Annotated in this window: 18 protein-coding genes; 7 read left to right on the top strand and 11 right to left on the bottom strand. The window is 63.7% G+C overall.

The features are described 5' to 3' along the window. The first annotated feature begins 108 nt into the window (after positions 1-108). From RFM40_RS14015 to RFM40_RS14005, 3 genes are all read left to right on the top strand, one after another. Positions 109-2,016 carry a propionyl-CoA synthetase gene (locus tag RFM40_RS14015; protein ID WP_320226175.1) on the top strand — a complete coding sequence of 636 codons (1,908 nt, stop codon included), beginning with the start codon at positions 109-111 and terminating at the stop codon, positions 2,014-2,016. 131 nt (positions 2,017-2,147) lie between these two features. Next, positions 2,148-3,227, top strand: a complete 1,080-nt coding sequence (locus RFM40_RS14010; protein WP_320226174.1) for an acyltransferase family protein — start codon at positions 2,148-2,150, stop codon at positions 3,225-3,227. Between the two features lie 263 nt (positions 3,228-3,490). Further along, entirely contained in the window at positions 3,491-4,204 is a 714-nt protein-coding gene (locus RFM40_RS14005; RefSeq protein ID WP_430691669.1) for a metallophosphoesterase family protein, read from the top strand. A gap of 104 nt (positions 4,205-4,308) precedes the next feature. On the opposite strand, the gene RFM40_RS14000 is transcribed toward RFM40_RS14005, so the two are convergent. Further along, the gene (locus RFM40_RS14000; protein ID WP_320277697.1) at positions 4,309-5,301 is read right to left on the bottom strand and encodes an NmrA/HSCARG family protein; all 993 of its coding nucleotides are present in this window, start codon (positions 5,299-5,301) and stop codon (positions 4,309-4,311) included. 152 nt (positions 5,302-5,453) lie between these two features. Here RFM40_RS14000 and RFM40_RS13995 point away from each other — a divergent pair, with 152 nt between their 5' ends. Next, a complete protein-coding gene (locus RFM40_RS13995) occupies positions 5,454-6,386 on the top strand; it encodes a LysR family transcriptional regulator (RefSeq protein ID WP_320226171.1) in 933 nt (310 codons plus the stop codon). Positions 6,387-6,484: 98 nt separating this feature from the next. After that, positions 6,485-6,823 carry a hypothetical protein gene (locus tag RFM40_RS13990; RefSeq protein WP_320277696.1) on the top strand — a complete coding sequence of 113 codons (339 nt, stop codon included), beginning with the start codon at positions 6,485-6,487 and terminating at the stop codon, positions 6,821-6,823. 34 nt (positions 6,824-6,857) lie between these two features. Here RFM40_RS13990 and RFM40_RS13985 read toward each other — a convergent pair whose 3' ends face one another. The 7 genes from RFM40_RS13985 to RFM40_RS13955 form a co-directional block, all read right to left on the bottom strand. Further along, positions 6,858-8,723, bottom strand: a complete 1,866-nt coding sequence (locus RFM40_RS13985; RefSeq protein ID WP_320226170.1) for an adenylate/guanylate cyclase domain-containing protein — start codon at positions 8,721-8,723, stop codon at positions 6,858-6,860. Positions 8,724-9,123: 400 nt separating this feature from the next. Further along, the gene (locus RFM40_RS13980; protein ID WP_320226169.1) at positions 9,124-11,505 is read right to left on the bottom strand and encodes a polysaccharide biosynthesis tyrosine autokinase; all 2,382 of its coding nucleotides are present in this window, start codon (positions 11,503-11,505) and stop codon (positions 9,124-9,126) included. 167 nt (positions 11,506-11,672) lie between these two features. Next, positions 11,673-12,569, bottom strand: a complete 897-nt coding sequence (galU, locus tag RFM40_RS13975; RefSeq protein ID WP_292298496.1) for a UTP--glucose-1-phosphate uridylyltransferase GalU — start codon at positions 12,567-12,569, stop codon at positions 11,673-11,675. Positions 12,570-12,643: 74 nt separating this feature from the next. Beyond that, complete coding sequence (locus RFM40_RS13970) at positions 12,644-13,594, bottom strand: glycosyltransferase family 2 protein (RefSeq protein WP_320277695.1); 951 nt, start codon at positions 13,592-13,594, stop codon at positions 12,644-12,646. Continuing rightward, positions 13,584-14,522 carry a glycosyltransferase family 2 protein gene (locus tag RFM40_RS13965; RefSeq protein WP_320277694.1) on the bottom strand — a complete coding sequence of 313 codons (939 nt, stop codon included), beginning with the start codon at positions 14,520-14,522 and terminating at the stop codon, positions 13,584-13,586. Before RFM40_RS13965 ends, RFM40_RS13970 begins: the two co-directional genes overlap by 11 nt. Next, the gene (locus tag RFM40_RS13960; protein ID WP_320277693.1) at positions 14,519-15,508 is read right to left on the bottom strand and encodes a glycosyltransferase family 2 protein; all 990 of its coding nucleotides are present in this window, start codon (positions 15,506-15,508) and stop codon (positions 14,519-14,521) included. The genes RFM40_RS13965 and RFM40_RS13960 overlap by 4 nt, the downstream gene beginning before the upstream one ends. 25 nt (positions 15,509-15,533) lie before the next feature. Beyond that, entirely contained in the window at positions 15,534-16,706 is a 1,173-nt protein-coding gene (locus RFM40_RS13955; RefSeq protein ID WP_320277692.1) for a glycosyltransferase family protein, read from the bottom strand. A gap of 199 nt (positions 16,707-16,905) precedes the next feature. On the opposite strand from RFM40_RS13955, the gene RFM40_RS13950 reads away from it, so the two are divergent. Together RFM40_RS13950 and RFM40_RS13945 are read left to right on the top strand one after the other, a co-directional pair. After that, a complete protein-coding gene (locus RFM40_RS13950; protein WP_320277691.1) occupies positions 16,906-18,402 on the top strand; it encodes a lipopolysaccharide biosynthesis protein in 1,497 nt (498 codons plus the stop codon). 81 nt (positions 18,403-18,483) lie between these two features. Continuing rightward, a complete protein-coding gene (locus RFM40_RS13945) occupies positions 18,484-19,506 on the top strand; it encodes a phosphoribosyltransferase (RefSeq protein ID WP_320271680.1) in 1,023 nt (340 codons plus the stop codon). Positions 19,507-19,664: 158 nt separating this feature from the next. Here RFM40_RS13945 and RFM40_RS13940 read toward each other — a convergent pair whose 3' ends face one another. The 3 genes from RFM40_RS13940 to RFM40_RS13930 form a co-directional block, all read right to left on the bottom strand. Beyond that, positions 19,665-20,744, bottom strand: a complete 1,080-nt coding sequence (locus tag RFM40_RS13940) for a glycosyltransferase (protein ID WP_320277690.1) — start codon at positions 20,742-20,744, stop codon at positions 19,665-19,667. 72 nt (positions 20,745-20,816) lie between these two features. Beyond that, positions 20,817-21,260 carry a hypothetical protein gene (locus RFM40_RS13935; RefSeq protein WP_320226161.1) on the bottom strand — a complete coding sequence of 148 codons (444 nt, stop codon included), beginning with the start codon at positions 21,258-21,260 and terminating at the stop codon, positions 20,817-20,819. An 11-nt stretch (positions 21,261-21,271) separates the two neighbouring features. After that, positions 21,272-22,717, bottom strand: a complete 1,446-nt coding sequence (locus tag RFM40_RS13930) for a GMC family oxidoreductase (protein WP_320277689.1) — start codon at positions 22,715-22,717, stop codon at positions 21,272-21,274. Between the last annotated feature and the right edge of the window lie 97 nt (positions 22,718-22,814).

Raw genomic sequence — 22,814 nt, 5'->3', positions numbered from 1 at the left:
CTAACTATTTGTTTCTACGCAATTCCGGACGGAAAACCGTTACACACTTTTCCTGGAATTGCTCTAGTCTATTACAAGACGGCAAATCGTTCCTGGGGAGGAAGCTTGATGGCGTCACGCTACCACGAGGTCTATGAGGGCTGGAAACGCGACCCGGTAGGGTTCTGGGCCGAGGCGGCCAAGGCAATCGACTGGTATTCGCCGGCCGAAAGCGTCTTCGATCCTACGGCCGGCGTCTATGGCCACTGGTTCACCGGCGCCACCTGCAACACGTGCTTCAACGCCATCGACCGCCATGTGGCGGGCGGCCGCGCCGACCAGCTGGCGCTGATCCACGACAGCGCGATCACCGGCACGGTACGCAAATTCACCTATGCGGAGTTGAAGCGCGAGGTCGTCGCGTTGGCCTCGGTGCTGAGGCATCGCGGCATCGGCAAGGGCGACCGCGTCATCATCTACATGCCGATGGTGGCGGAGGCGGCCATTGCCATGCTCGCCTGTTCCCGCATCGGCGCCGTGCATTCGGTGGTATTCGGCGGCTTCGCCTCGCATGAGCTCGCCACCCGCATCGACGACGCCAAGCCGAAGCTGATCGTCACCGCGTCCTGCGGCCTGGAGCCCGGACGCGTCGTCGCCTACAAGCCGCTGCTCGACAAGGCGATCGAGATGTCGAGGCACAAGCCCGACGCCTGCCTCATCCTGCAGCGCGAGCAGCTGCGCTGCGAGATGAGGGACAATTACGATTTCGACTATGCCGATGCGGTCGCGCGCGAGCGGGCGGCGGGCGCCAATGTCGACTGCGTGCCGGTCTTGGCCACCGACCCGCTCTACATCATCTACACCTCCGGCACGACCGGGCAGCCGAAGGGAATCGTGCGCGACAATGGCGGCCATATGGTCGCGCTGAAGTGGACGATGGACAATGAGTTCGGCGTCAAGCCGGGCGAGGTGTTCTGGGCGGCTTCCGACGTCGGCTGGGTGGTCGGCCATTCCTATATCGTCTACGGGCCGCTGCTGCACGGTTGCACCAGCGTGCTCTTCGAAGGCAAACCGATCGGCACGCCGGACGCCGGCACCTACTGGCGGGTGATCTCGGAGCATGGCGTGGTGGCGCTGTTCACGGCGCCAACAGCTTTTCGCGCCATCAAGGGACAGGATCCGCGCGGCGAGTTCGTGCCGAAATACGATTTGTCGAAATTCCGCACGCTGTTCCTCGCCGGCGAGCGCGCCGACCCGGAAACCATCAAATGGGCGGAGCAGAAGCTCAACCGTCCGGTGATCGACCATTGGTGGCAGACCGAGACCGGCTCGCCGATGACGATCAACCCGGCCGGGCTCGGGCTTTTGCCGGTGAAATACGGCTCGCCTGGCGTGCCGATGCCCGGCTACGACATCCGCATTCTCGACGATGCCGGCCATGAGGTGGCGCGCGGCACGCTCGGCAATGTCGTGGTCAAGCTGCCGCTGCCGGCAGGCTGCCTGCCGACGCTCTGGAATGCGGACGCCCGCTTCCGACAAGCTTACCTCGAGGAGTTTCCCGGTTTCTACAAGACGGCCGACGCCGGCATGATCGACGAGGACGGCTATCTCTATGTCATGGCCCGCACCGACGACATCATCAATGTGGCCGGCCACCGGCTTTCGACCGGCGCGATGGAGGAGGTGCTGGCCGCGCATCCGGACGTAGCGGAATGCGCAGTGATCGGCATTGCCGACGCGATGAAGGGCCAGGTGCCGCTCGGCTTCGTCGTGCTCAATGCCGGCGTGTCACGCGACACCGGCGCCATCGAAAGCGAGGTGGTGGGCCTGGTGCGCGAACGGATCGGCCCGGTCGCCGCCTTCAAGACGGTGGTGACGATCAAGCGGCTGCCGAAGACGCGCTCCGGCAAGATCCTGCGCGGCACGATGCAGAAGATCGCCGACAAGGAGGAATGGACCATGCCGGCGACCATCGACGATCCCGCCATCCTGGACGAGATCGCGGCGGCGCTGGAGAACCGAGGCATCGGGCTTTAAACCACTTCGCAAGCGCCTACGATTGCGACGTCAGGCGCTTTCACGAATTCGTCCCGCACTGCAATCGCCTGTTGTGCAATGCAGCAACAGACCCTAAAGTTCGTCTTGGGGGGCCATTCCCAAGGCAAGGCATGGCTCAGCACAAGACGACTTTCGGCGGCGTCGACATATTGCGTTTCCTGGCCGCCGTCATGGTGATGTTCTATCACTATGGCTTCTGGGTATGGGCGTTTCCAAACGGCGTCTCGGCACGCGCCACCGGCGGCATCGCGGCCCATCCCGAGATGGGTTTTGTCGGCTCCGGCTGGGTCGGCGTGCAGGTGTTCTTCGTCATCAGCGGCTTCGTCATCGCCTTCAGCGCGGAAAATTCGACGCCGCTGAAATTCTTCGAGGCCCGTGTCAGGCGGCTGGCGCCGGCGGTCTGGGTCTGCGCGCCGATTTCCGCGATTGTGCTGTTGCTGGTGGGCCTGTCCTGGCCGACGGATGCCGTGGTGCGGCTTGCCCGCACCGCGCTGTTCGTGCCCTTCGAGCCATGGGTGGATAGCGTCTACTGGACGCTCGGCATCGAGATCGCCTTCTACGCCATCGTCTGGATCCTGCTCAGGCTTGGACGCTTCGATTTGATGGAGGCCGTCGCTGTCGTCATCGGCCTCGTCAGCACGCTGTTCTGGTGCCTGTACTTCGCCTTTGGCTGGACCGACCTCGCCGAGACGCGCTGGCTGCAGCTGACGCTCGTGCATCATGGCGCCTTCTTCGCGGTCGGCGTGCTGCTGTGGCTGATGCGCTTCAAGGCGCTGACGATGCCGCGGCTTGGCTTCTGCCTGCTGTTCCTCGCCGGCGGCGCGATGCAGATCGTCAGCTCGGTCGACGTGCACAGCATCAAGGTGGAAGCCGCGATGCCTTACGCGCCGCCGATCATCGTCTTCCTCGCGGCGGTGGCGCTGATGGCCTGGTCGCTCAGGCTCGATCTTTCCTGGCGCGGCTGGCGCCGGATCGGGCTGATGACCTATCCGCTCTACCTCCTCCACGATGTCGTCGGCGCGGCGATGCTCGGCGCCCTGATCCGGGCGGGCGTGCCTTACCTCATCTCGATCCCGATCGTCGGCGCGGCCATGATCGCGGCAAGCTGGCTGGTGGCGGCCGAGGCCGAGCCGCGCATCCGCCTGCTGCTCGACCACACGCTCTTCCGCTACCGGTTGAAAGCCGCCTAAAGCGCGTCGCGATCTTTCAGATTCGCTCCGTGCGCTTTAGGTTTTGATTTTACGCATGTCTTTGTCCCGAAACCGGTCCCACTTTCGGGAGACATGCTTTAAACTCCGCAGCAGTTCCCAGTGTGGAATTGTTTGCATTCGGCTGATATCGAGACTTGGTCCGCGCTCCGCCGCGCGATCCTAGTTTAAGTACCGAGCCGCAATCCGTGAGTCTGTTCCAGCGATCGAGACGACCCCGCCCCTTGCCGCGCGAACGGCTGGTAATGGACATGCGCGACACGGTGGTCTACGCGGTCGGCGACGTGCATGGCTGCTATGACGAGCTGCGCGCGCTGGAGCAGAAGATCCAGCTCGACGCGGCGAAGTTCCGCGGCCGCAAGATCATCATCATGCTCGGCGACTATATCGACCGAGGGCCGCAGTCGCGGCGCGTGATCGAGCACCTCATGGCGCCGCCGCCGAAAGGCTTCCTGCGCGTCTGCCTGGCCGGAAACCACGAGGTGGCTATGCTCAACTATCTCGACGGCTATCTGTCGCGGGAGCCATGGCTCGCGGTCGGCGGGCGGGAAACCCTCTATTCCTACGGCGTCGATCCGGCGCACCTCGCCAATCTCTACGCTTCAAGCGATGAGGTCGACGAACGCATTCGCGAGGCTATACCTGCCGGCCATATCGGCTTCCTGCGCTCGCTGCCGGTGATGGTCTGCTCGGATGAGTTCGTGTTCGTGCATGCCGGCATCCGGCCAGGCATCGCGCTCGAGGCCCAGGACGAGGCCGACCTGCTCAACATCCGATCCGATTTCCTCGCGGCGGCGCATCGCCTCGACCGCTGGGTCGTGCACGGACATACGATCGTGGACGTCCCAACGCTCGACGGGCGCCGGCTCGGCATCGACACCGGCGCCTTCCAGAGCGGCCGGCTGACCGCCCTCAGGGTCGTCGGCAAATATGGACGGCTGCTATCGTCCGCGGATTGAGGGAGAGCGCCTTGGAGCGTTCGGACCCCTCCAGATCTTTTATGCAATTCCGGAAGGCGAAACACCTGCAACGCCATCACGGCGCGAGCACAGCATCGCCACTCTCAGGTCGGCGCAAGCTCGGCCTCAGCGACGGCGCCATAGGACAGCAGATCGCCTTGCCATTTGCTGCGCTTGAGGAACTGTTCCCAAGTCAGAGCATTCGGATCGACTTTCCGACTCCAGGTCAGATCGCGCCCAGGGGCGTAGTAGCCATATTCGACCGCGTATTCGACCATACCCACCAACTCGCGCACGAGATGCTCGTTGCCGGCGAAGCTCGGAAAATGGCGTAACAAGTCTTCACGCGAATAGGCAGAGGCATAGCGCGCGCGCTTTCCGGTGACCCGCACAAACGTGTCCACCATTTGCTGCGCCGAGATAAACTCGCCGATCACAGGCAGGACTTCGCCAGTGTATCGCGCCGGGTGGTCAAAGATCTCGCGCACCGCCGGGCCGGCCGCAGTGAGCGGATCACAGAACGGCATGGGGATGTCGGGCGGCAAGTATATGGCGAACGTTATGCCATCCTCCCCGCCCTGCGGCACGTAGTACTCAAGGAAGTTGGTGTAGTAAAACGCCAGGTAAACAAACGAGTTGCGGACAGGTAAGCCGCGAATATAATCCTCTATCTTTGCCTTGTCCGTGAAATGCGGCGCCCATTTGGTGCCGCGGGTGATCGCTTCGACATTTTCGAGCCCGCTGAACACCACGTGTTCGACGCCAGCAGCCACCGCCGCATCGGCCAACTCCTTGCCGAGGTTGAGTTCGGTTTCCGCCGGCGGCACCTTGACGATGGGCGGCGTCATCAAGAATGCCCCGGCCGAGCCTTTCAGTGCTTCGGTCAGTTCGGCCTGCCCGCCAAGTTCAAGAGGTGCGACCACGACTTCGGCACCCTTCTTCGCCAAGGCTTGCGCCGGTTGGCTGTCGAGGCGCCGCGTTAGGGCGCGTACCCGGTAGCGCCCACTGTCGAGCAGGGACTCGGCGACGCTGCGGCCTTGTTTGCTCGATGCACCGACAACGGCGATCAGAGGTTTGGAAGTATCGGCTTGGCTCATGCTAATTGTCCCGGTTAGAGGGCGGAAACCGCTTCCGCCGCGATCGACGGTCACCACGGCCCGTCAACGGGCGCGCTGCGTGCCGACCACGAAGTCTCGGCTGCTCCGAACTATTTTTGAAATCATAGAATTATTCCGCTACTATTCATTTCATGGATACCAAGCGCCTGGATCTCAATCTGTTGGTCACCCTGGAGACGCTGCTGATCGAGCGGAACGTCACGAAGGCGGCTGCCCGATTGAACCTCAGCCAGCCAGCGGTAAGCGCCCAGCTAAACCGTCTCCGGCGCGAGTTCGATGACCCGCTGCTAATTCCTGCCCAGCGAGGTATGACGCCGACGGTCAAAGCAATGGAATTGCTCGATCCGTTGCGCCAAGCCCTTGATCAGGTTCGCGCCACGGTCGCCTCGCACAGGAACTTCGATCCGGCGAAGGCCAACCTGACCTTCGCAATCGCCTGCACGGACTATCTGCAAGCGGCAGTGGTCAAGCCGCTCGTTGTGGAACTCAGGACGCGAGCGCCCGGTGTTCGCGTCGCGATCCGCAATCTGGACATGCCACAGTTGGAAGCGCAGATGGCGCGCGGCGATGTGGATCTGGCGCTGATGACGCCGCAGGCGGCCTCGCCAAGTCTTCGCACGCGCCATCTGTTCGATGAACGCTATGTGCTGATCGGCCGCCGGAAGCATCCGCGGCTCCGGGACGGAATCACGGTCGCTGAATTTGCTGAGCTGGAGCAAGTGATCGTGTCCTTGGACGGGGGCAGCTTCGTGACGCCGTTGGACAGCGCTTTGGCTGCTCTCGGACACAAGCGTAACGTGGTGCTCTCCGCGGCGTCGTTCCTGTTTGTCCCGGAGATCGTGTCCCACTCGGACTTCGTGGCGCTGGTCCCGGAACGGTTGGTGCGCGACTCTGCGGACCAGCTTGAAGTGATGGACTGTCCATTCCCCGTTGAAGGCTTTGCAGTGGGAATGGTGTGGCATGAGCGCAATCACGGACACGTCGGCCAACGCTGGATTCGCGAAGCCGTCGTCTCACTTGTCGCGCATCAATCCTCGCCCCAGGCGCGTAACAATCCGGACTAGAGTCAAAACCCAATCGGTTGCCAATTTGAACGACCGAGTTCGGACCCTTCTCGGACATTCTGAGGCGGAGAGCTGGGACGGCGCAAGTTGACCCATTCTTGCCGTTCCGTCCCGTCACCTCAAAGATCCGGATTCGGGTGACGAGCTGTCATTTCGCTGCCCTGGTCCCGATGGGATCGAAATCCGAATCCGTTCTTGAACCACGCTCTCATGTCACGTCCCACCTTCTGCAAGTAGGGTTCCAGCAGGTCGATGGCGCGATCGGACTGGCCGAGCAGTTCACCTCAACTCGACGCTCTATTTCTTGGTGGGCGACGCGGCCGAAGAAGGCGCCGGCGATGATGGCGGAACAGTCGGAACTCTATCCCGACGTGCCGGGCCTCGAGCCCGATGCCCGCTATTCCGAGCGATCGGCGAGCATCCTTCTCAATGCGTAGAAAGAACAGCGCCGCCTGGCGGCAGCCGGGTGCGCTATCGCGCCAGCTCCAGCACCTTCTGCCAGCGCGGCAGGCCGTGCAGGGTTGCGAAGTCAGAATCGTACCTGACCCACGCTTTCGTCTCGTGATTGGCGTGCGGCAGAAGGTCCTCCAGCAGCGCGAAGGCTTCGTCGAAGTCGCCCAGCAGGCAGCGGACGCAGGCGATGTTGTAGCGCGTCAGAATGTCGTCGGGGTCGATGGCGAGCGCGCGCGCCGCCCATTCCCGCGCCCGCTCGCGGTCGCCGAGCACGACCAGAGCGTTGGCGCCCATATAGGCAGGCCGCGGATTCTCGGGGTGCTTTTCAAGCACCCGCTTGGCCCGTTCCAGTCCCTCGCGGGCAGCCCACAGTTCCTTGTCCCGCAACGCGAGGGATCGATAGATCTGCACGAGCAGAAGCATCGACTGATAGTCGGTGGGGTTGAGCTCAGCGGCGCGCGCAAAATGCTCGGCAGCCTTCTCGAACTTTCCCTGCGCCTGGCATGTGCGCGCGTAGAAATAATGCGCCTCGAACAGATTGGGGTTGCGGGCGATCGCCTTCTCGTACTCGGCCTCGGCTTCCTGATATCGTTCCCCGACCGAGAGGGCCAGACCGCGCGAGGCGTGCGCTTCGCCAAGACTGGGGTCAATGTCGAGGGCCCTGGCGCTGTTGGCCAGAATGGCCTCGAGCGAGACCTTTACGTCATAGTGCAGGAACAAAAACGAATCGCAGTCGGCGATGCCTGCGTAGGCGCGCGCATAGAGCGGATCGAGCTCGATCGCCTTGGCGAACATGCGCCTTGCCAGCAGGTAGTAGGATTTGGAGCCGCGGTGGACGAACTCGCGTCCGCGCAGGTAATAGGTATAGGCCTCGACGTTCTCGGTCGGCGCCTGCCGGATCGCCTGCTTTTCCTCCGGCAACAGCCTGACCTTAAGCTGATCGACGATCGTGTGCGTGATCTCGTCCTGGATGGCGAAGATATCGGTCAGGTCGCGGTCGTAACGGTCGGCCCAGACATGGCCGCCGCTCTTGCCGTCGATCAACTGACCGGTGACGCGAACCCGTTGCGCAGCCTTGCGGACGCTGCCCTCAAGTAGGTACCTCACGCCCAACTCGGCGGCCACCTGTTGCAGCTTCACCACTCTGCCCTTGTAGGTGAACACGTTGTTGCGGCCGATCACGAACAGGCCCGATATCTTGGACAGATCGGTTATGATGTCCTCTGTGATGCCGTCAGCAAAATATTCCTGCTCGGGGTCGCCGCTCATGTTGTTGAAGGGCAGCACGGCAATCGACGGCTTTTCCCCAGCGGCGGGTTCGGCCTCGAGCTCGACCGAGACGGTCGAGGATCGCGGCTGCCCGATCCCGGCGAAGAGATCGACATGATAGACCCTGACGGGGCGGTCGATGTTCTTCAGCACCTGCTCGCCGGCGTCCTCGAAGGCGAGGTCCAGCCGGTTGCCGACATTGTCGCGGACGGAGCCGGACACCGCGACGCCGCCCGGCCTGGCTATCGATTCTATGCGCGCGGCAACGTTGACGCCGTCGCCGTAAATGTCATTGTCCTCGACGATGATGTCGCCGAGATGGATGCCGATGCGGAACTCGATGCGGCTCTCTGCCGGCACGCCGGCATTGCGCTCGCGCATCGCCCGCTGGATCTCGGCGGCGCAGGCGACGGCGTTTACGACGCTCGGGAACTCGACCAGCATGCCGTCGCCGGTGAGCTTGACGATCCGCCCGTGATGCTCGGCGATCCTGCCGTCCGCCATCTCGCGGCGGTGCGCTTTGAGAGCGGCCAGCGTTCCCACCTCGTCGAGGCCCATCAGCCTGCTGTAGCCAACCACGTCGGCTGCGAATATCGCCGTGAGCCGGCGCTCCATGTGTGCAACCCGGATTTTTCGAAGAAGCCTAAAATATCAGGTTCGGCGCTACGTGCCATATGTAAATCCCAGTGGCGCCGCCTGAGCATCAGCGGGATTGCGGCTCGGAAAGATTCGATCAACCGGACCTCTGCGGGAACCGCTTGGCACTTCTGCCAAGCCACCCAGCCCGCACCCAAACCGATGTCCGAATTGGCGCTAAACCGACATTGGCGCCGCGATCCGAGTAGGTCCAGAACTGGCGCTACTTGCTCCTTCCGGTAGCTGGATCGAACGGCAGGGGTCCACCCCATCTTGGCTATTGGCGCAGCGAAGCTGGTTGGGTTTTGCCGCTAAAGCGCGTCGCGCTGAAGCGGAATCAGGCGACGCGCTGTAAGTCTTTGTTTTTCCTGGAATTGCTTTAGGCAGCCTGCTTGGCGCGCGATTCCGACTTCTCCAGATAGTAGCTCGAATAGCGGTCGAAGAATTTTTCCGAACCGCCGAGCGAGCCGTATTTGGCCAATTTCTTCAGCTCGACCTTGTTGAGCACCGCGCCGACGATCTTGTCGGCGACATAGGACTCCGATTCCAGCATCGAGCGCACCATGGCGCGCGGCGTGCGGCCCCATTCGGTGACGAGCACGAAACCGTCGACCAGCGGCGCGAAAGCCTTGGCGTCGACCACCGGGCCGAGCGGCGGCAGGTCGACGATGATGTATTCGAAGGTCTCCCTGGCGTTCTCGATGAAGCGCCGCATGCCGGCCGAGCCCAGAAGCTCGCTGGTGTGCGAGAACTGGCCGCGGAGCACGGCGGGGATGATCGCCAGCTTGGTCTGGCGGTCGACCTTGCCGACCGACTGCCAGGTCTGCCCGTTGACCACCGCTTCCATCAGCCCTTGCTCGGACTCCATGCCGAGGCTGCGGCTGAGGCCGGGATTGCGCAGGTCGCCGTCGATCAGCAAGGTCCTGGCGCCGTTGGCGGCGAGCAGCCCTGCGAGGTTTGCCGCAACCGTCGACTTGCCTTCGCCGGGCAGGACCGAGATGACGCCGATCACCCGGCTGCCCTTGTCTTCCATCACCACATCGAACGCGATCTTGGCGTTGCGGAGCGTTTCGGCGAACATCGAGGCCGGCGCATCGAGGCTCACCCGCATGCGCGCCCTTCTCTCGGCGGCCGACAGGCTGGTGACCTTGCCGTCGGCCGGCAAGTCGTCCGGCTTCGCCTCCTTGGCCTTGCCGCCGCCGATCGTCGGCAGATAGCCGAGGAACTTCAGGCCAACGCGGTCGCGAACGTCCTCACCCGTGCGGAAGAAGCGCTCGTTGAATTCGTTCAGGCCGCCGAAACCTGCGCCAAGCATAAGGCCAAGCACGAGCGAGAGCGCCAGCACCTTGATGGTGCGCGGGCTCGACGCGGCAAGGGGCATGTTCGCGTCCGAGATGATGCGCACCTTGCCGACAGGGAAGGATTGCTGCTGCGAGGCTTCCTGATAGCGGCTGAGGAAGGTCTGGTAGAGCGTGGAGAGCGCCTGCGCCTGCTGGTCGAGTTCCCTCAGCCTCACCTGCGACTCATTGTCGGCCGAGCTCTGGCCGGCAGCGGTGGTGATCTTCTGCCTGAGCTCGGCCTCGCGCGCCTGCGCCACCTGGAAGTCGTTGCGGTAGCTTTCAGTGATCTGCTTCAACTGCCCGAAGATCTGCGCCGACACGTCGGCCTTTTCCCTGGCGAGCGCCACCGCCTGGGGGTGATCCTTGCCGAAATTCGCCTCGACATCCTGCAGCCGCTTGGAGACGGCGAGATAACGGGTCTTGAGCCCGATGATCACCGAGCTGCTCGGCTGATCGGATGCAATCGCAGAATCGTTGAAAGCATTTTCGGAACCGCTGTCGACGATGGCCTTGTACTGCTGGTAGCGAGCACTAGCACGAGCCGTATCGGCCTGCGCGATGATGAGCTGGGCGTTGAGGTCGGACAGCTGCTTGCCGCTGATCAACTGGCCGTCGCTGTTTGCGGACAGGCCGTGCTCGGCCCTGAATTTCTCGACTTCCATCGCGGCCTGTTGCGAGCTTTGGCGAAGCTCGGTCAGCCTACCCTGCAGCCAGACCGCCGCGCGCTCGGTGGCGTCGAAGCTGGCATTGAGCTGATCCGCGAGATAGGCCTCGGCATAGGCCTTGGTGATGGCCGTGGCGAGAGCCGGATTCGTCGACTGATAGCCCAACGTAATGACGTTGCTGCGGCCGTTGCGATCCGCCATCAATCCGGTCTGCAGAACGAGGACCGCATAGTCATGGGTCGCGGCCTTCATCATGGCTTCGCGCGTTGCGGCATCCACGTTCTCGATCCCAGGGAGTTCGCTGACCGCGCTGCCGCGGAAATAGGCGACGATACCGCGCAGGAACCCGACACCCTTGGCCAAAGCCGATTGCGGCGGGTTCATGAACTCCTGGTTCTGATCGAGCTTCAGCTTGTCGACCACCTCCGACGCCAGTCGCGCGGAGCTGAGAATTTCTATCTGACTGAGGATCGTCGCATCCGTCTGCTGCGTAGCACTGACCGCCGAGATATCGTCCACGACTTTGTTCAGGCCCTCGTCGATCAACACGCTCGCAAAGGACGTGTATTGCTTGGGCGTGGTCTGCAGATAGATCACGCCCAGGAACAGGCCGATGACGGCGCAGACCGCCACCACCTTGACCTGCCGGGCCGCCATGCCAAGCAGACGCTCGACGTCGATGAAGTCTTCACCCTTTTCCGGTTCGGTGCTGGGCAATGGCATCCTCTTGTCGAGAGGAAAGTTGGCATAATTCATCTTCGGTCCAATTCCAGGTTGCAGGCGCTACCGGCCTTCGAAGAGTGGCGTCGTTACCAGAAAAGACCACGCAACATCCGTGCCACGGGGCGCCCGGCCAGGAAGGCCAGGCGCTTGCGCGGCTGTCGCGCCATCGCGATTTCGCATATGCACCCAAAATTTGGGCATTATGCGGCTACTTCCCGGCGCTCATGCGACCGGACGAATTGCTGCAGCATCTCAAAGACAGGTCCTTTCATGTCGTCGCGCGCCAGAGCAAAGGCGATGGTGGCCTCGATGAAGCCCTCCTTGGAGCCGCAGTCGAACATGCGGCCGTCGAAGGGCTGGGCATAGAAAGACTGGCTCTCGGCCAGGCGAACCATGGCATCGGTGAGCTGGATCTCGTTGCCGGCGCCGCGCTGCTGGTTGCCGAGCAGCGCGAAGATCTCCGGCTGCAGGACGTAGCGGCCGTTGATGTAGAAGTTCGACGGCGCGTTGGCGGGTGCGGGCTTCTCGACCATGGCGGTCACTTCGAAGCCGGAGGCCACCTCGGCGCCGCGGCCGACAATGCCGTATTTGCTGGTTTCCGAAGGATCGCAGCGCTCGACGGCGATGACGTTGCCGCCGGTGCGCCGATAGAGGTCGACGGTTTCGGCGAGGCAGCCGCGCGCGCCGAAGGACACCATGTCGGGGAGCAGCAGGGCGAAGGGCTCGTTGCCGATCACGTCGCGCGCGCACCATACGGCATGGCCGAGGCCCTGCGGCGACTGTTGGCGGATGAAGCTGGTGGCGCCGGCCACCGGCAGCAGGCTTTCCAGCGATTGGAGCTGCGCCTTCTTGCCGGTTTGCTCGAGCGTCCCGATCAGTTCAGGATGCAGGTCGAAATAGTCCTCGATGACCGCCTTGTTGCGGCCGGTGACGAAGACGATGTGCTCGATGCCGGCCTCGAACGCCTCGTCCACTGCATATTGCACGACAGGCTTGTCGACGACGGGCAGCATTTCCTTCGGCATCGACTTGGTCGCCGGCAGGAACCGTGTTCCGAGCCCCGCCACCGGTATGACTGCCTTCCTGACTTTCTGCATCGCTTATTCCTTCTGAGGAGATCGATTTTTACCTATCGCTGGCTATGAAAATTCATTCCATCCGCCCGCATGCTTCACCTCCCCGCCCCCACGGCAAATTGTGCCGCAACCCTTCTCAGCCGGACCGCGATCGGCATGCTCATATGCCTGACCGCGGCCGGATCGCTGAGCGCCGTGCGTATCGCCTTGAGCGGCGCACGCGCCTTGATGTGCTGAACCAATGACAGGAACGACGCCGCCTTGCGCAGGCTGCGGCTTCGTCTCGCGAAGGCCGTTCTGGCGCTGTCGTCCATGGAGTGCGCCGCCGCGAAGGCGGCATCGGCCTTGGCCATCGCCTCGACATGATGCAATTCGAGCACCCGCGAGATCGAACCGGTGCGGATGTGGTAGACATAGCCGGTGGTCGGCTCGACCACGCAGCGGCCGCCCTTGGCCAGCGCGCTCGCCAGAAGAATGTAGTCTTCGCCGATGCGCAGCGTCTCGTCGTAGCGAAGCCGGTTTTCGTCCAGGAACCGACGCAGGAAGATCGGCTTCAAATAGCCGAGGTTGAAGCGCGATTCGAAGACCACATTGCCGGCGATGTAGCCGGCAAGCGATATCTCGCCGAGCGCTTCGAGATAGCTGGCCGGGAACATGATGTCGTCGGGCGTGCCGTCCTCGCGCACGACCTGGACATTGTCGACCGCGATCTCGGCGCCCACCTTTTCCGCCCGCGCGATCATTGCCGCCAGCCGGCCGGGCAGGACGGCATCGTCGGAATCGAGCACGGCCACCCAGCGGCCGCGGGCGAGATCGAGCCCGGCATTCCTGGCGCCGCCCGGACCCCGGTTGGCGGGAAGCGCGACAATTTTCACGATGTCTTCGGGATAGGCGCGCGCGACATCGAGCGTGCGGTCGCTCGACCGGTCGTCGACGACGATTATCTCCACGGAGACGTCGCGCTGCGCCATCGCGCCGGCGATCGCCCGGTCGAGGGTGGCTCCGGCATTGTAGGCGGCGATGACGAAGCTGACGTCAGGCTGCACGCTTGTCCCCTTCCTGCGGAGTGAGGCCGTATTGGCGGATTTCGCGGCCGCCGAGCAGACCGCTGATCACACCAACGTGCATAATGCCGCGGAGCGCGCTGCGGTTCCGTCGCACCGGGCTAACCGCCGTCAAAAGCGCCGTGCCGAAGCAATAGGCCGCCTTGGCGGAAGCGAGGACGACCTGGCCGACACGGCGCAGGCCGCCGGTGTCACGCCCGATGAGGTGGCCATGCGTCTGACCGAAGCGGAAGCGGCGGCGGCGCAGCCAGTCGAAAGCTGCCCTCGAGCGCGGCACCACCTCGTCGACAAAGGCCTGCGGGGCAAAGGCGATGCGTCCACCGGCCTTGACCATCTGATCGAAGAATTCCGTGTCCTCGCCGCCGGTCTGGCCGCGCGCCAGGCTGAAGCGCCGGTTGCGGAGGCTATCCTCGGTCATCTTGAGCAGGACGTTACAGGTATAGCCGGTGCGGATCTCGCCGCGCACCCAGACGGGCAAGGTCGAATGGAAATCGCCCTTGCGCATCCAGCCCGGCGCATCCGGATGATAGGTTGCGCGAACCGGCCCGAGCACGGCGATCGCGCCGGTCGCCTCCATGGTTGCGACGAGCTCGACGAGCCAGCCCGGCGAAGCCGTCTCGTCGTCGTCGATGAAGGCGACAAGGTCCGATACGCTGGCATCGAGGCAGGCATTGCGGGCGATCGAAATGTTGCGCGCCGGCGCATGGCGATAGCGGATCGGCAGCTTCAACTCCTGCGCCAATGCCTTCACCAACGACTGCGCCGCCGGCTGGTCGTCATTGTCGGCAACGACGACGCCGATCTCAAAGCCGGTGGGTTTTTCCAGCGCGGCAATGGAGCGCAGAGTGTCGGCAAGCTCCGGCCGGCGGAAGGTGCAGATGCAGATGTCGATGGAACGGCCTGCCATCATGCCAACTCGCGCGCGGGCTGCGGGCTGAGGAGCTGCAGCCAGAAACCCGTCGACCAGCCCAAATGCATGACCATCGCCGATACGCCGGCCAGCGCGATGGCCGGATTGCGCTGGCCGATCGCGGTCACGACGCCATAGCCGAGACAAACCGCCGCCCATGTAAGAAACGGCACCGCCGCCAGCACGAACAGCGGAGCAAAAACGGTGAGCAGCACCACCGGGAATACCAGCAGCGGGATCATCTGCCGCAGCTTCGGCATCATCCGGTGCTTCAGCACGTTCTTGGCGCGGCCGCGGCCATAGCCCAGATACTGGAAAAACAGGCCCTTCAGCGTCGAGCGCGGATAATAGACCATCTGCGTCCTGCCGCTCATCCAGATGCGGCAGCCGGCCAAACGGAGGCGATGGTCGAGCTCGGCATCCTCGTTGTGGCTGAAGCTCTCGTCATAGCCGCCAACCGCCCGGAAGGCGGCGATGCGCATCAATGCATGGTGGCCATGATCGACCCATTCGCCGGCCGAACTGTGGCGATGCTTCGAGCCACCGGTGCCGAGCTTGGAGTTCTGCGCCGCGGCCACCGCCTTCTGCACCGCGCCGGTGCCGCTGGTCAGCATCGAGACGACGACCGAATCCGCGCCTGTGGCAAGCGCTTCCTTGACCAGCCTGTCGCAATAGTCGGCCGGATAGCCGCCATGCGCGTCGATGCGGATAAGAAAGTCGGCGCCGTCGCCGAATGTCGCCACCGCCAGGTTGATTGCGGCGCTCTGGATGCGCTTGGGGTTGGCGAGCAGGATGACTCGCGGATCTTCGGCAGCGACCTTTTCGACGATGGCTTGCGTGCCGTCGGCGCTGCCGCCGTCGACCACGACGATGCGCGCGCCGAGCCGCGCCGCTGCCGGCCGCAATTGCTCGAGCAGTGCGCCGATATGAGCAGCCTCGTTGAGGCACGGAACAACGATGAGGCTCGATGGCGTGCTCTGCGTCATCGGCTTTTGTCCATTCTCAGCCATCCTATGCCAGGGCCTCCGTCGCGAAGGTTCCGCGAACGGCCGTCAGGCCGCGCAGCTTGTCGACGAAAGCCAGGCAATCGCTGCGGTCGTAGCTCCAGGTCCTCGGATTGCGGGCCAGCACACGCGACTTCAGCTTGCCGAAGCGCTCCTGCCCCATCCCGCCGAGCGCGGTTTCGAGTTCCGCGGGCGTGGCTTCCGATAGAAGCACGCCGATGTCCTGCCGCTTGAGGAACCGGCCGGTTTCGGTGCTCGCCATCGAGACCGGCACGGCGCCGAAGCGGCAGCCTTCGTAGAGGCGGTTGGGAAGCAGCCATTCGGAATTCTGGCCCTGCTCGAAGAAATCGATCGCCCAGGAGAAATGCACCTCGCGGTAGATCGCCGCCATGTCCTCCGGATTGCGGTAGGGACCGCGAAAGGAGAGCCAGGGCTCGGCTTCGACGAAGGCATGAAAATCCGGGAATTCGGACAGCGCGGGACGGCCCCTTAGCACCACTTCGAAGCGTCCGTTCTGCCGGCGGGTGAATTCTGCCAGCAGCTCCAGCGAGCGGCGGCATCTGAGCGCGCCGAACCAACCGATGCGCCAGGGCGGCGCCACCGGGCTGTCATCTTCGCGCCGATGCTCCGCCGGCACCGGCAAGGTGTCGAAATATTTGTTCTCGATCAGCTCGACCGGTGCGGCGATTTGCCCGAACGGCTTGAAATAATTGGCGATGAAGGCGGGGGAACTGGTGACCAGAAGCTTCACATCGCGGGCGAGATGGCGCTCGGCGCCGCGCAGCAGCCTGCCGATCAGGTCGTTGCGCAGCACCAGCCGATGGATGTCCAGGCATTCGTAGACGATCGGCACGCTCGCGCCGAAAACCTGCTTGGCGCGGCGGGCAAGCGCCAGCATTTCCAGGTTGCGCGCGATGATCAGATCGGGTCGCGGCACGACGCCAAGCTTGGCACCGATCGACATCGCGGCCTTGGCCACCGCGCCGAGGCGCTGTGCGAATCGGCCATCGCGCGTCGGGCCGAGATCGACCGGCTCGAGACCTTCGACCTCGGCGATCGGACTGGAGGTGCGGCGGAAGCCCGCCAGGGTGATCCTGGCACCGCCTGCCTTGAGCATTTTGACCCTCCGGCGTACCGCCGGATCGGAGATGTCATGCACAAGGTACAAGACATGCAGCATGAAATTCGACCGCTGTTGGGCCCGCCACCCGAGGGAATGCTAGTACAGCTTTTGCTGCATCGCAACATTTTTGGTGCAGCGTAGCAAATGCTGCGCAATTTTTTGTTGCGCTGCAAAAACCTCTTGCGGTAACTTGTTCATGGCGGCGGGCGCCGGTCGCGACGATGTCGGACCGGCGTAAAAATCAGGGATCCTGAATTTGGAAACCAGTGCATTCGATCCGCCCGAGGGCTCACTGCGCAGATCGGTCGGACGCGGCGCCGTCGTCACCGCGATGGCGCAGGGCGTGCGGGTCGCCACCCAGATCGTCTCCGTCATCGTGCTGTCGCGGCTGCTGTCGCCGCAGGATTTCGGCGTGGTGGCGATGTGCGCGCCGGTGCTCGCCTTCATCGCGCTGTTCCAGGATTTCGGCCTGACCCAGGCGACGATCCAGAAAACCGGCATACGGCACGAGGAGGTCAACTACCTCTTCTGGATCAACACGGCGGTGAGCGCGATCCTCGCCTGCGTGCTTGCCGCGGCGGCCCCGTTGGTGGCCGCCTTCTACGCCGAGCCGCGCGTGGCGGGCCTGGTCGCCGCGTTCGGCCTGCAGATCATGGCCTACGGCCTTGGCGCCCAGCATCTGGCGCTGCTGACGCGCCGCATGGAATTCACCCGGCTCGCCGTCATCGATGTCGCCAGCGCCGTTTCCGGCCTCGTCGTCTCGATCGCCTGGACCTTCGTCGACCGCTCCTACTGGGCGCTTTTTGCCGGCACGCTGACCGGCGCCGTGCTGCCGACGCTTTGCTACTGGGTGTCCTCGCGCTGGCGTCCCGGACTGCCGCACAAGGTCGAAGGTATCGGCCAGCTGATCCATTTCGGCGCGGGCATCACCGGCTTCAACTTCGCCAATTTCTTCGCCCGCAACCTCGACAACGTGCTGATCGGCAAATACTGGGGCGAGGCACAGCTCGGCCTCTACGACCGCGCCTACAAGCTGCTGCTTTTCCCGCTCAGCCAGATCACCAATCCGCTGTCGAAGGTGATGGTGCCGGCGCTCTCGCGTCTGAAGGACGAGCCGGATCGTTACCGCAGTGCCTATCTGCGCGTCATGCCGCTGATCCTCCTGGTGGCGCTGCCGGGCGTGGCCTTCGCCACCGCCATGTCCGACACGCTCATCCCGTTCGTGCTCGGCCAGCAGTGGCGCGAGAGCGCCAGTATCTTCCTGGCGCTGGGTTTCGCCGGCCTGCTGCAGCCGCTCAACAATCCGGCCGGATGGCTGTTCGTCAGCCAGGGCCGTTCGGGCGACTTCATGCGCTGGGGCATTGTCACGGCCATAACCTCGGTGATGGCGTTTGCCGTCGGCCTCCCCTACGGCGCTCTCGGTGTCGCCATCGCCTACGCGGTCAGCGAATATCTACGGACGCCTTTCCTTTGGCTCTATGTCGGCAAGGCCGGACCGTTGCGCGCGAGCCATGTGCTCTACGCAGCGACCCCGTTCGTGCTCGGCGCGCATCTGGCGCTGGCGCTCGTCTGGCTCGCCAAGCCGATGCTGCCTGCACAGCCGGTCATCGCCCTGGCAGGCGGCGCGGTGCTGTCCTATGTCGTCACCATCATCCTCGCGTGCGCCTTCGGCGCCGGCCGCGAGGCGCTTCGAGAGGCCTTGCGGCTGATCCCGGCGCGCGGGCTCTCGCCGGCACCCAGCGAGGCGAAATAGCTTGCTCGGCGCAACGGCAATTGCGCTTCGATCACCGGCCGACAGCCGGCGAAACCGCTGATTTGAGGGTAAGGCAACAGCATGAATTACCGATCGATTTCAGACATGAACGACGCGATCGCGCGGAACCTGCACCGGCTGCCGCGGGACATCGACCTGGTCGTTGGCGTGCCGAGAAGCGGCATCCTCGCCGCAACGCTAGTCAGCCTGACGGCGAACATCCCGATGACCGATCTCGACAGCTTCCTCGCCGGCAAGATCTATACGTCGGGGATCACCAAGCGCCGCGCCGCGCTCGACCGGCAGCATGCCGAAATGCGCAAGATCCTGGTGATCGACGACAGCGTCAGCGGTGGCAACGCCATGCGCGATGCGCGCGCCAAGATCGCCGCCGCCGGCATCCAGGGCGATTTCGTCTTCGCCGCCGTGTTCGGACTGCTCTCGCAGCATAAGGAAACCGACATCGTCTTCGAGGTCGTGCCGCATCCCAGGATGTTCCAGTGGAACTTCATGCACCACGTCTTCCTCGAGCAATGCTGTGTCGACATAGATGGGGTGCTTTGCCTCGATCCGACCGAGGAAGAGAACGATGACGGGCCGGCTTACGAGAAATTCCTCGCCGAGGCGCGGCCGCTGCTCGGGCCGACCCGCAAGATCGGCTGGCTGGTGACGAGCCGGCTGGAAAAGTACCGCAAGCTGACCGAGGCTTGGCTTGCCAAGCACGAGATCAAATACGACCATCTCATCATGCTCGACCTGCCAAGCAAGGCGGAGCGACAGCGGCTCGGGGCGCATGGCAGCTTCAAGGCCGAGTTCTACCGCAAGTCGGACGCCATCCTGTTCATCGAGAGCGAGCATGAGCAGGCGCTCAAGATCGCCAAGCTGTCCGGCAAGCCGGTGCTGTGCGTCGAGACCAACATAGTGAGCTTTCCCGATGCGCTTTCCCTGCCGGCGCTGGAGCAGGCGGCGCGCAACCTGCCGGCGCGGCTCAGGCAGGTCAATTCGCGCGACGGGCGCAAGAAGGTCGTCAAGACCGCCGCGCGCGCCCTGCTTGGCGAACGCGCCTACGAGATGCTTAAGAGCCGGGTCAAAAGACCAGCGTAAGTAGAATCTTACGGGGTTGGTCTTCACGCAATTCCGGACGGAAAACCGTTACACCTGGAATTGCTTTAAAAGCGCGTCGCGCTGAAACGGATTCAGGCGTCTTTGTTTTTATGCATGTCGTTTTCGCAAAACCGCTGCGCACTTTTGCGCGACATGCACTAAGCAGCGCGCCGGGCGCGCTGCCGGGCCGCCCTGTCGAGCAAGGCAAAGAAGGTGGCGAACTGACGATCGGGATCGAGCTCCGGGCGCTGAGAGAAGGCGAGCGCCGCCTCTGAAAGCCGTTCATACGCCTCACGGTCGATCCACAGCCGCCTGACAGCCGCGACCCAGTCCTCGAGCGGCGCGTCGTAATCCAGCACCACGCCGCCCGAGCCGATCGCCTCCGGCAAGCCGCCGCGCCGCGAACCGACGACGGGAATGCCGCTGCAATGGGCTTCAGAGGCGACGCGGCCCCAGGCCTCTTCCCATTTGCTCGGCGCAAGCAGGATTTTGGTGCGGCCATAGAGGGTCTTCATGTCGTCGGTGCGGTTCTCCAGCTTGATGTTGGAGAACGGCGCGATCGTCTCGGCGATGCGGGCGCGGTGATCGTCCTCCAGCTTCCAGCTCTCGACGAACAGGAAGGGTATTTCCGGGCAGGCGGCTGCGATGCGCACCGCCAGATCGAAACCCTTTTCCTCATAGGGGTTGATGAAGGTGACGTACTGGCCCGTCGTCGGCGTGCTGTAGGCGGCGGGATTGATGGTCGGCGGGATCACCGCGGAATCGATGCCGAACTCCCGTTTATAGGTGCGCGCCGTGAATTCGGAATTGGCGATGTAGGATGCCGAACTCAGCTCGCGCAGGTCGCCGCCCAACTCGTGGAATTCCACGTTTCTGAGGTAGACGACCAATGGCACGCCTTCGGCCTGCAACGCCTTGCCGAGCGGAACCGACTTGTGACACTGCACCACCGCGACGTCCGGCTGCAGCTTCTTCACGGCAAAAGCAGCCGCTTCCCAGGGAAACCAGGCCCGCACCACCGGATAGCCGGGAAAGCTGTCGACGACGGCGCGTTGGCCGAGCAGCTTCATCTTGGCGCGCGCCTTGTAGCCGAACATGCCCTGGCCGAACAAAGCGGCGAGCACCGACGCCTCATGGCCGTGTTCGATCAGCTGCTCCGCCAAATGATGCGTGCTTGACTGGACGCCGCCGCTGAACTGCGGCGGATAACCATTGCCGCCTGCGAAGAGAACTTTCATGGGTTCGGCTCCTTGTCACATCTTTCTTGGCCAGTGCCGCTGGCTTGCCGGCGAGCATGTCCGCCGGGCGGTTTAGGCATTCTGCGGCTCGAGATTGGCGAACGGATTGGTGCATGGGTGCCAGCCGGTGAAGCGGATCGGATCGTTCGGCGAGCTGCGCCACGCATAATCGGTCAGCATGTGGAATTCGGCGATGACCCAGCGCTCGAAATTCCCGACATCCTGTTGCTTCTGCCTGGGCAGGAATTCGCGCGCCTTGTCGAGCCTCACGGTCTCCAAGAGCGTCACCGCGTCCGCCAGCTTCGCGCTCGGGAACACCCACGGGTTGCGGTTGCGGAATTCGAGCACGAACTGCTGCAGATGCTCGATGCGCATATTGAGCGGCCCGAAGTATTTCTCCAGCGTGAGGCGGACGAGATCCTCGTCGGAGAAGGACGACACGGCGGCAGCGGCAATGCCGGTCGAGGCAATGCCGCCGGCAACAACGGCCAATACGGTGCGTCGGGTGATCTTCATCGGCCCCTCCTTCATGCCAGCCGGCCCGCGGCCCGCAGCGAAAGTGCGGCGGCGGTGAGGCTTGGGTTGGCGCAGGAACAGCTCGGATAGGTGCTGGTGCCGACAACGACGAGGTTGCGGAGCCGGTGGTGGATCATGTCGCGGTCGACCACCGAGTCGGCCGGGCCGGTGCCCATCCGCAAGGTGCCCTGCACATGCGATTCGGTCGGCCTTATGCCGCGATCGAAAATCTGCTCGACCGGCAGTGGCTCGAGCAGCGACGGCAGCCTCTCGAGCGCCTTGGCCATGCCTTTGGTCGCATAGTCGGACGCGCCCTTGAAGCTGACGAAGGCATTCTCGTTTTGATCGAGGATCACCCGGTTTTCCGGGTCGAGCAGATTTTCGGTGACGATGACCAGCGGCAGCACCTGCCGCAGCCGCCCTTTCTCGGCGCGCATGCCGTGCTGCCAGCGGTTCTCGAAATAGACCAGCGCCGCCGCGTGCTCGGCGCGATGCGGGCCGTCATAAAGGCCGAAATTCAGGCCGGTGGTGATGGTGCTGCCGTCGAAATTGTCGACGCCGTCGAGATAGACCTCGTAGTTCCAGCCATAGGATTCGTGCAGGCCGAGCCCGACGAACTCGCCGCCGAGCCCGGAGCGCAGCATGATCGCCGGGCTCTGGATGGCATTGGCGCCGAGGATCACGAGGTCGCCGCTGACCGAATATTCCTTGCCGTTGCGCAGGAACGTGACCGAACGGACCGAGCCGCCGGCATGGTCGAGCCGGCGCACTTCCGCGCCGAGGCACACAGACACGTCGGGGTGCTGGAAGACATGCATCAGGCCGTTGTTGACGGTGAACTTGGCGTCCGCCGGGCACAGCCAGCACCGGAGATTGGCGCAGCACGAGGCACGCTGCGCCGTGGCCACGCGGGCGCGGGCGGTCGGCATGACGAAATGCTGCTCCGGCTGCGCCGCTTTCATCATCCGGTCCGGCGTCGACATGCGGTGCGGCGGCTGCGGGAACGGCCGCGAGCGCGGCAGCATCCGCGCCATGTCGGGATCGCCGGAGATCGACATGACCTCCTCGGCGTCGCTGTAGAACGGCTCCAGTTCGTCGTAGCTGATCGGCCAGTCGTTGCCGACGCCATAGGTGCTCTTCAGCTTGAAGTCGTTGGGATGGAAGCGCGGCGTCTGCGCGAACCAGCAGTTGGTGCCGCCGCCAAGGCCGATCGTGTAGTTCCACGGCTTGTCGGCGTTGTCGGTCTTGTAGGTGCTCTCGTCGTCTATGTCGGTGTTGGCGTTCTGGTCGAGCTGCCATTCATGCGTGTTGTGGCGGCCCCATTCCAGCACCAGGGCGCGGGCTTTGCGCCGCTTCAAGAACTCATGCAGGAAAAAGGCTGAGCCGAAACCGGAACCGATGACGACGAGATCGAAATGCTCGTTGGCGATTTGCTCGGGCTGAACGTCCAGCGCCATCAGATCGAACCCTTTCCCGAAACGCGCGCGATCATTGTCGGCCCCCAATCATTGCCGGCCCCATTGTCGTTCGCCGGAGCCGCTTGGCGGGAAGCTG

Source organism: Mesorhizobium captivum (assembly GCF_033977165.1).
Classification (GTDB): Bacteria; Pseudomonadota; Alphaproteobacteria; order Rhizobiales; family Rhizobiaceae; genus Mesorhizobium; species Mesorhizobium captivum.
Note: the sequence above shows the minus strand (reverse complement) of the source record. Positions and strands in the feature narration are given on the sequence as shown.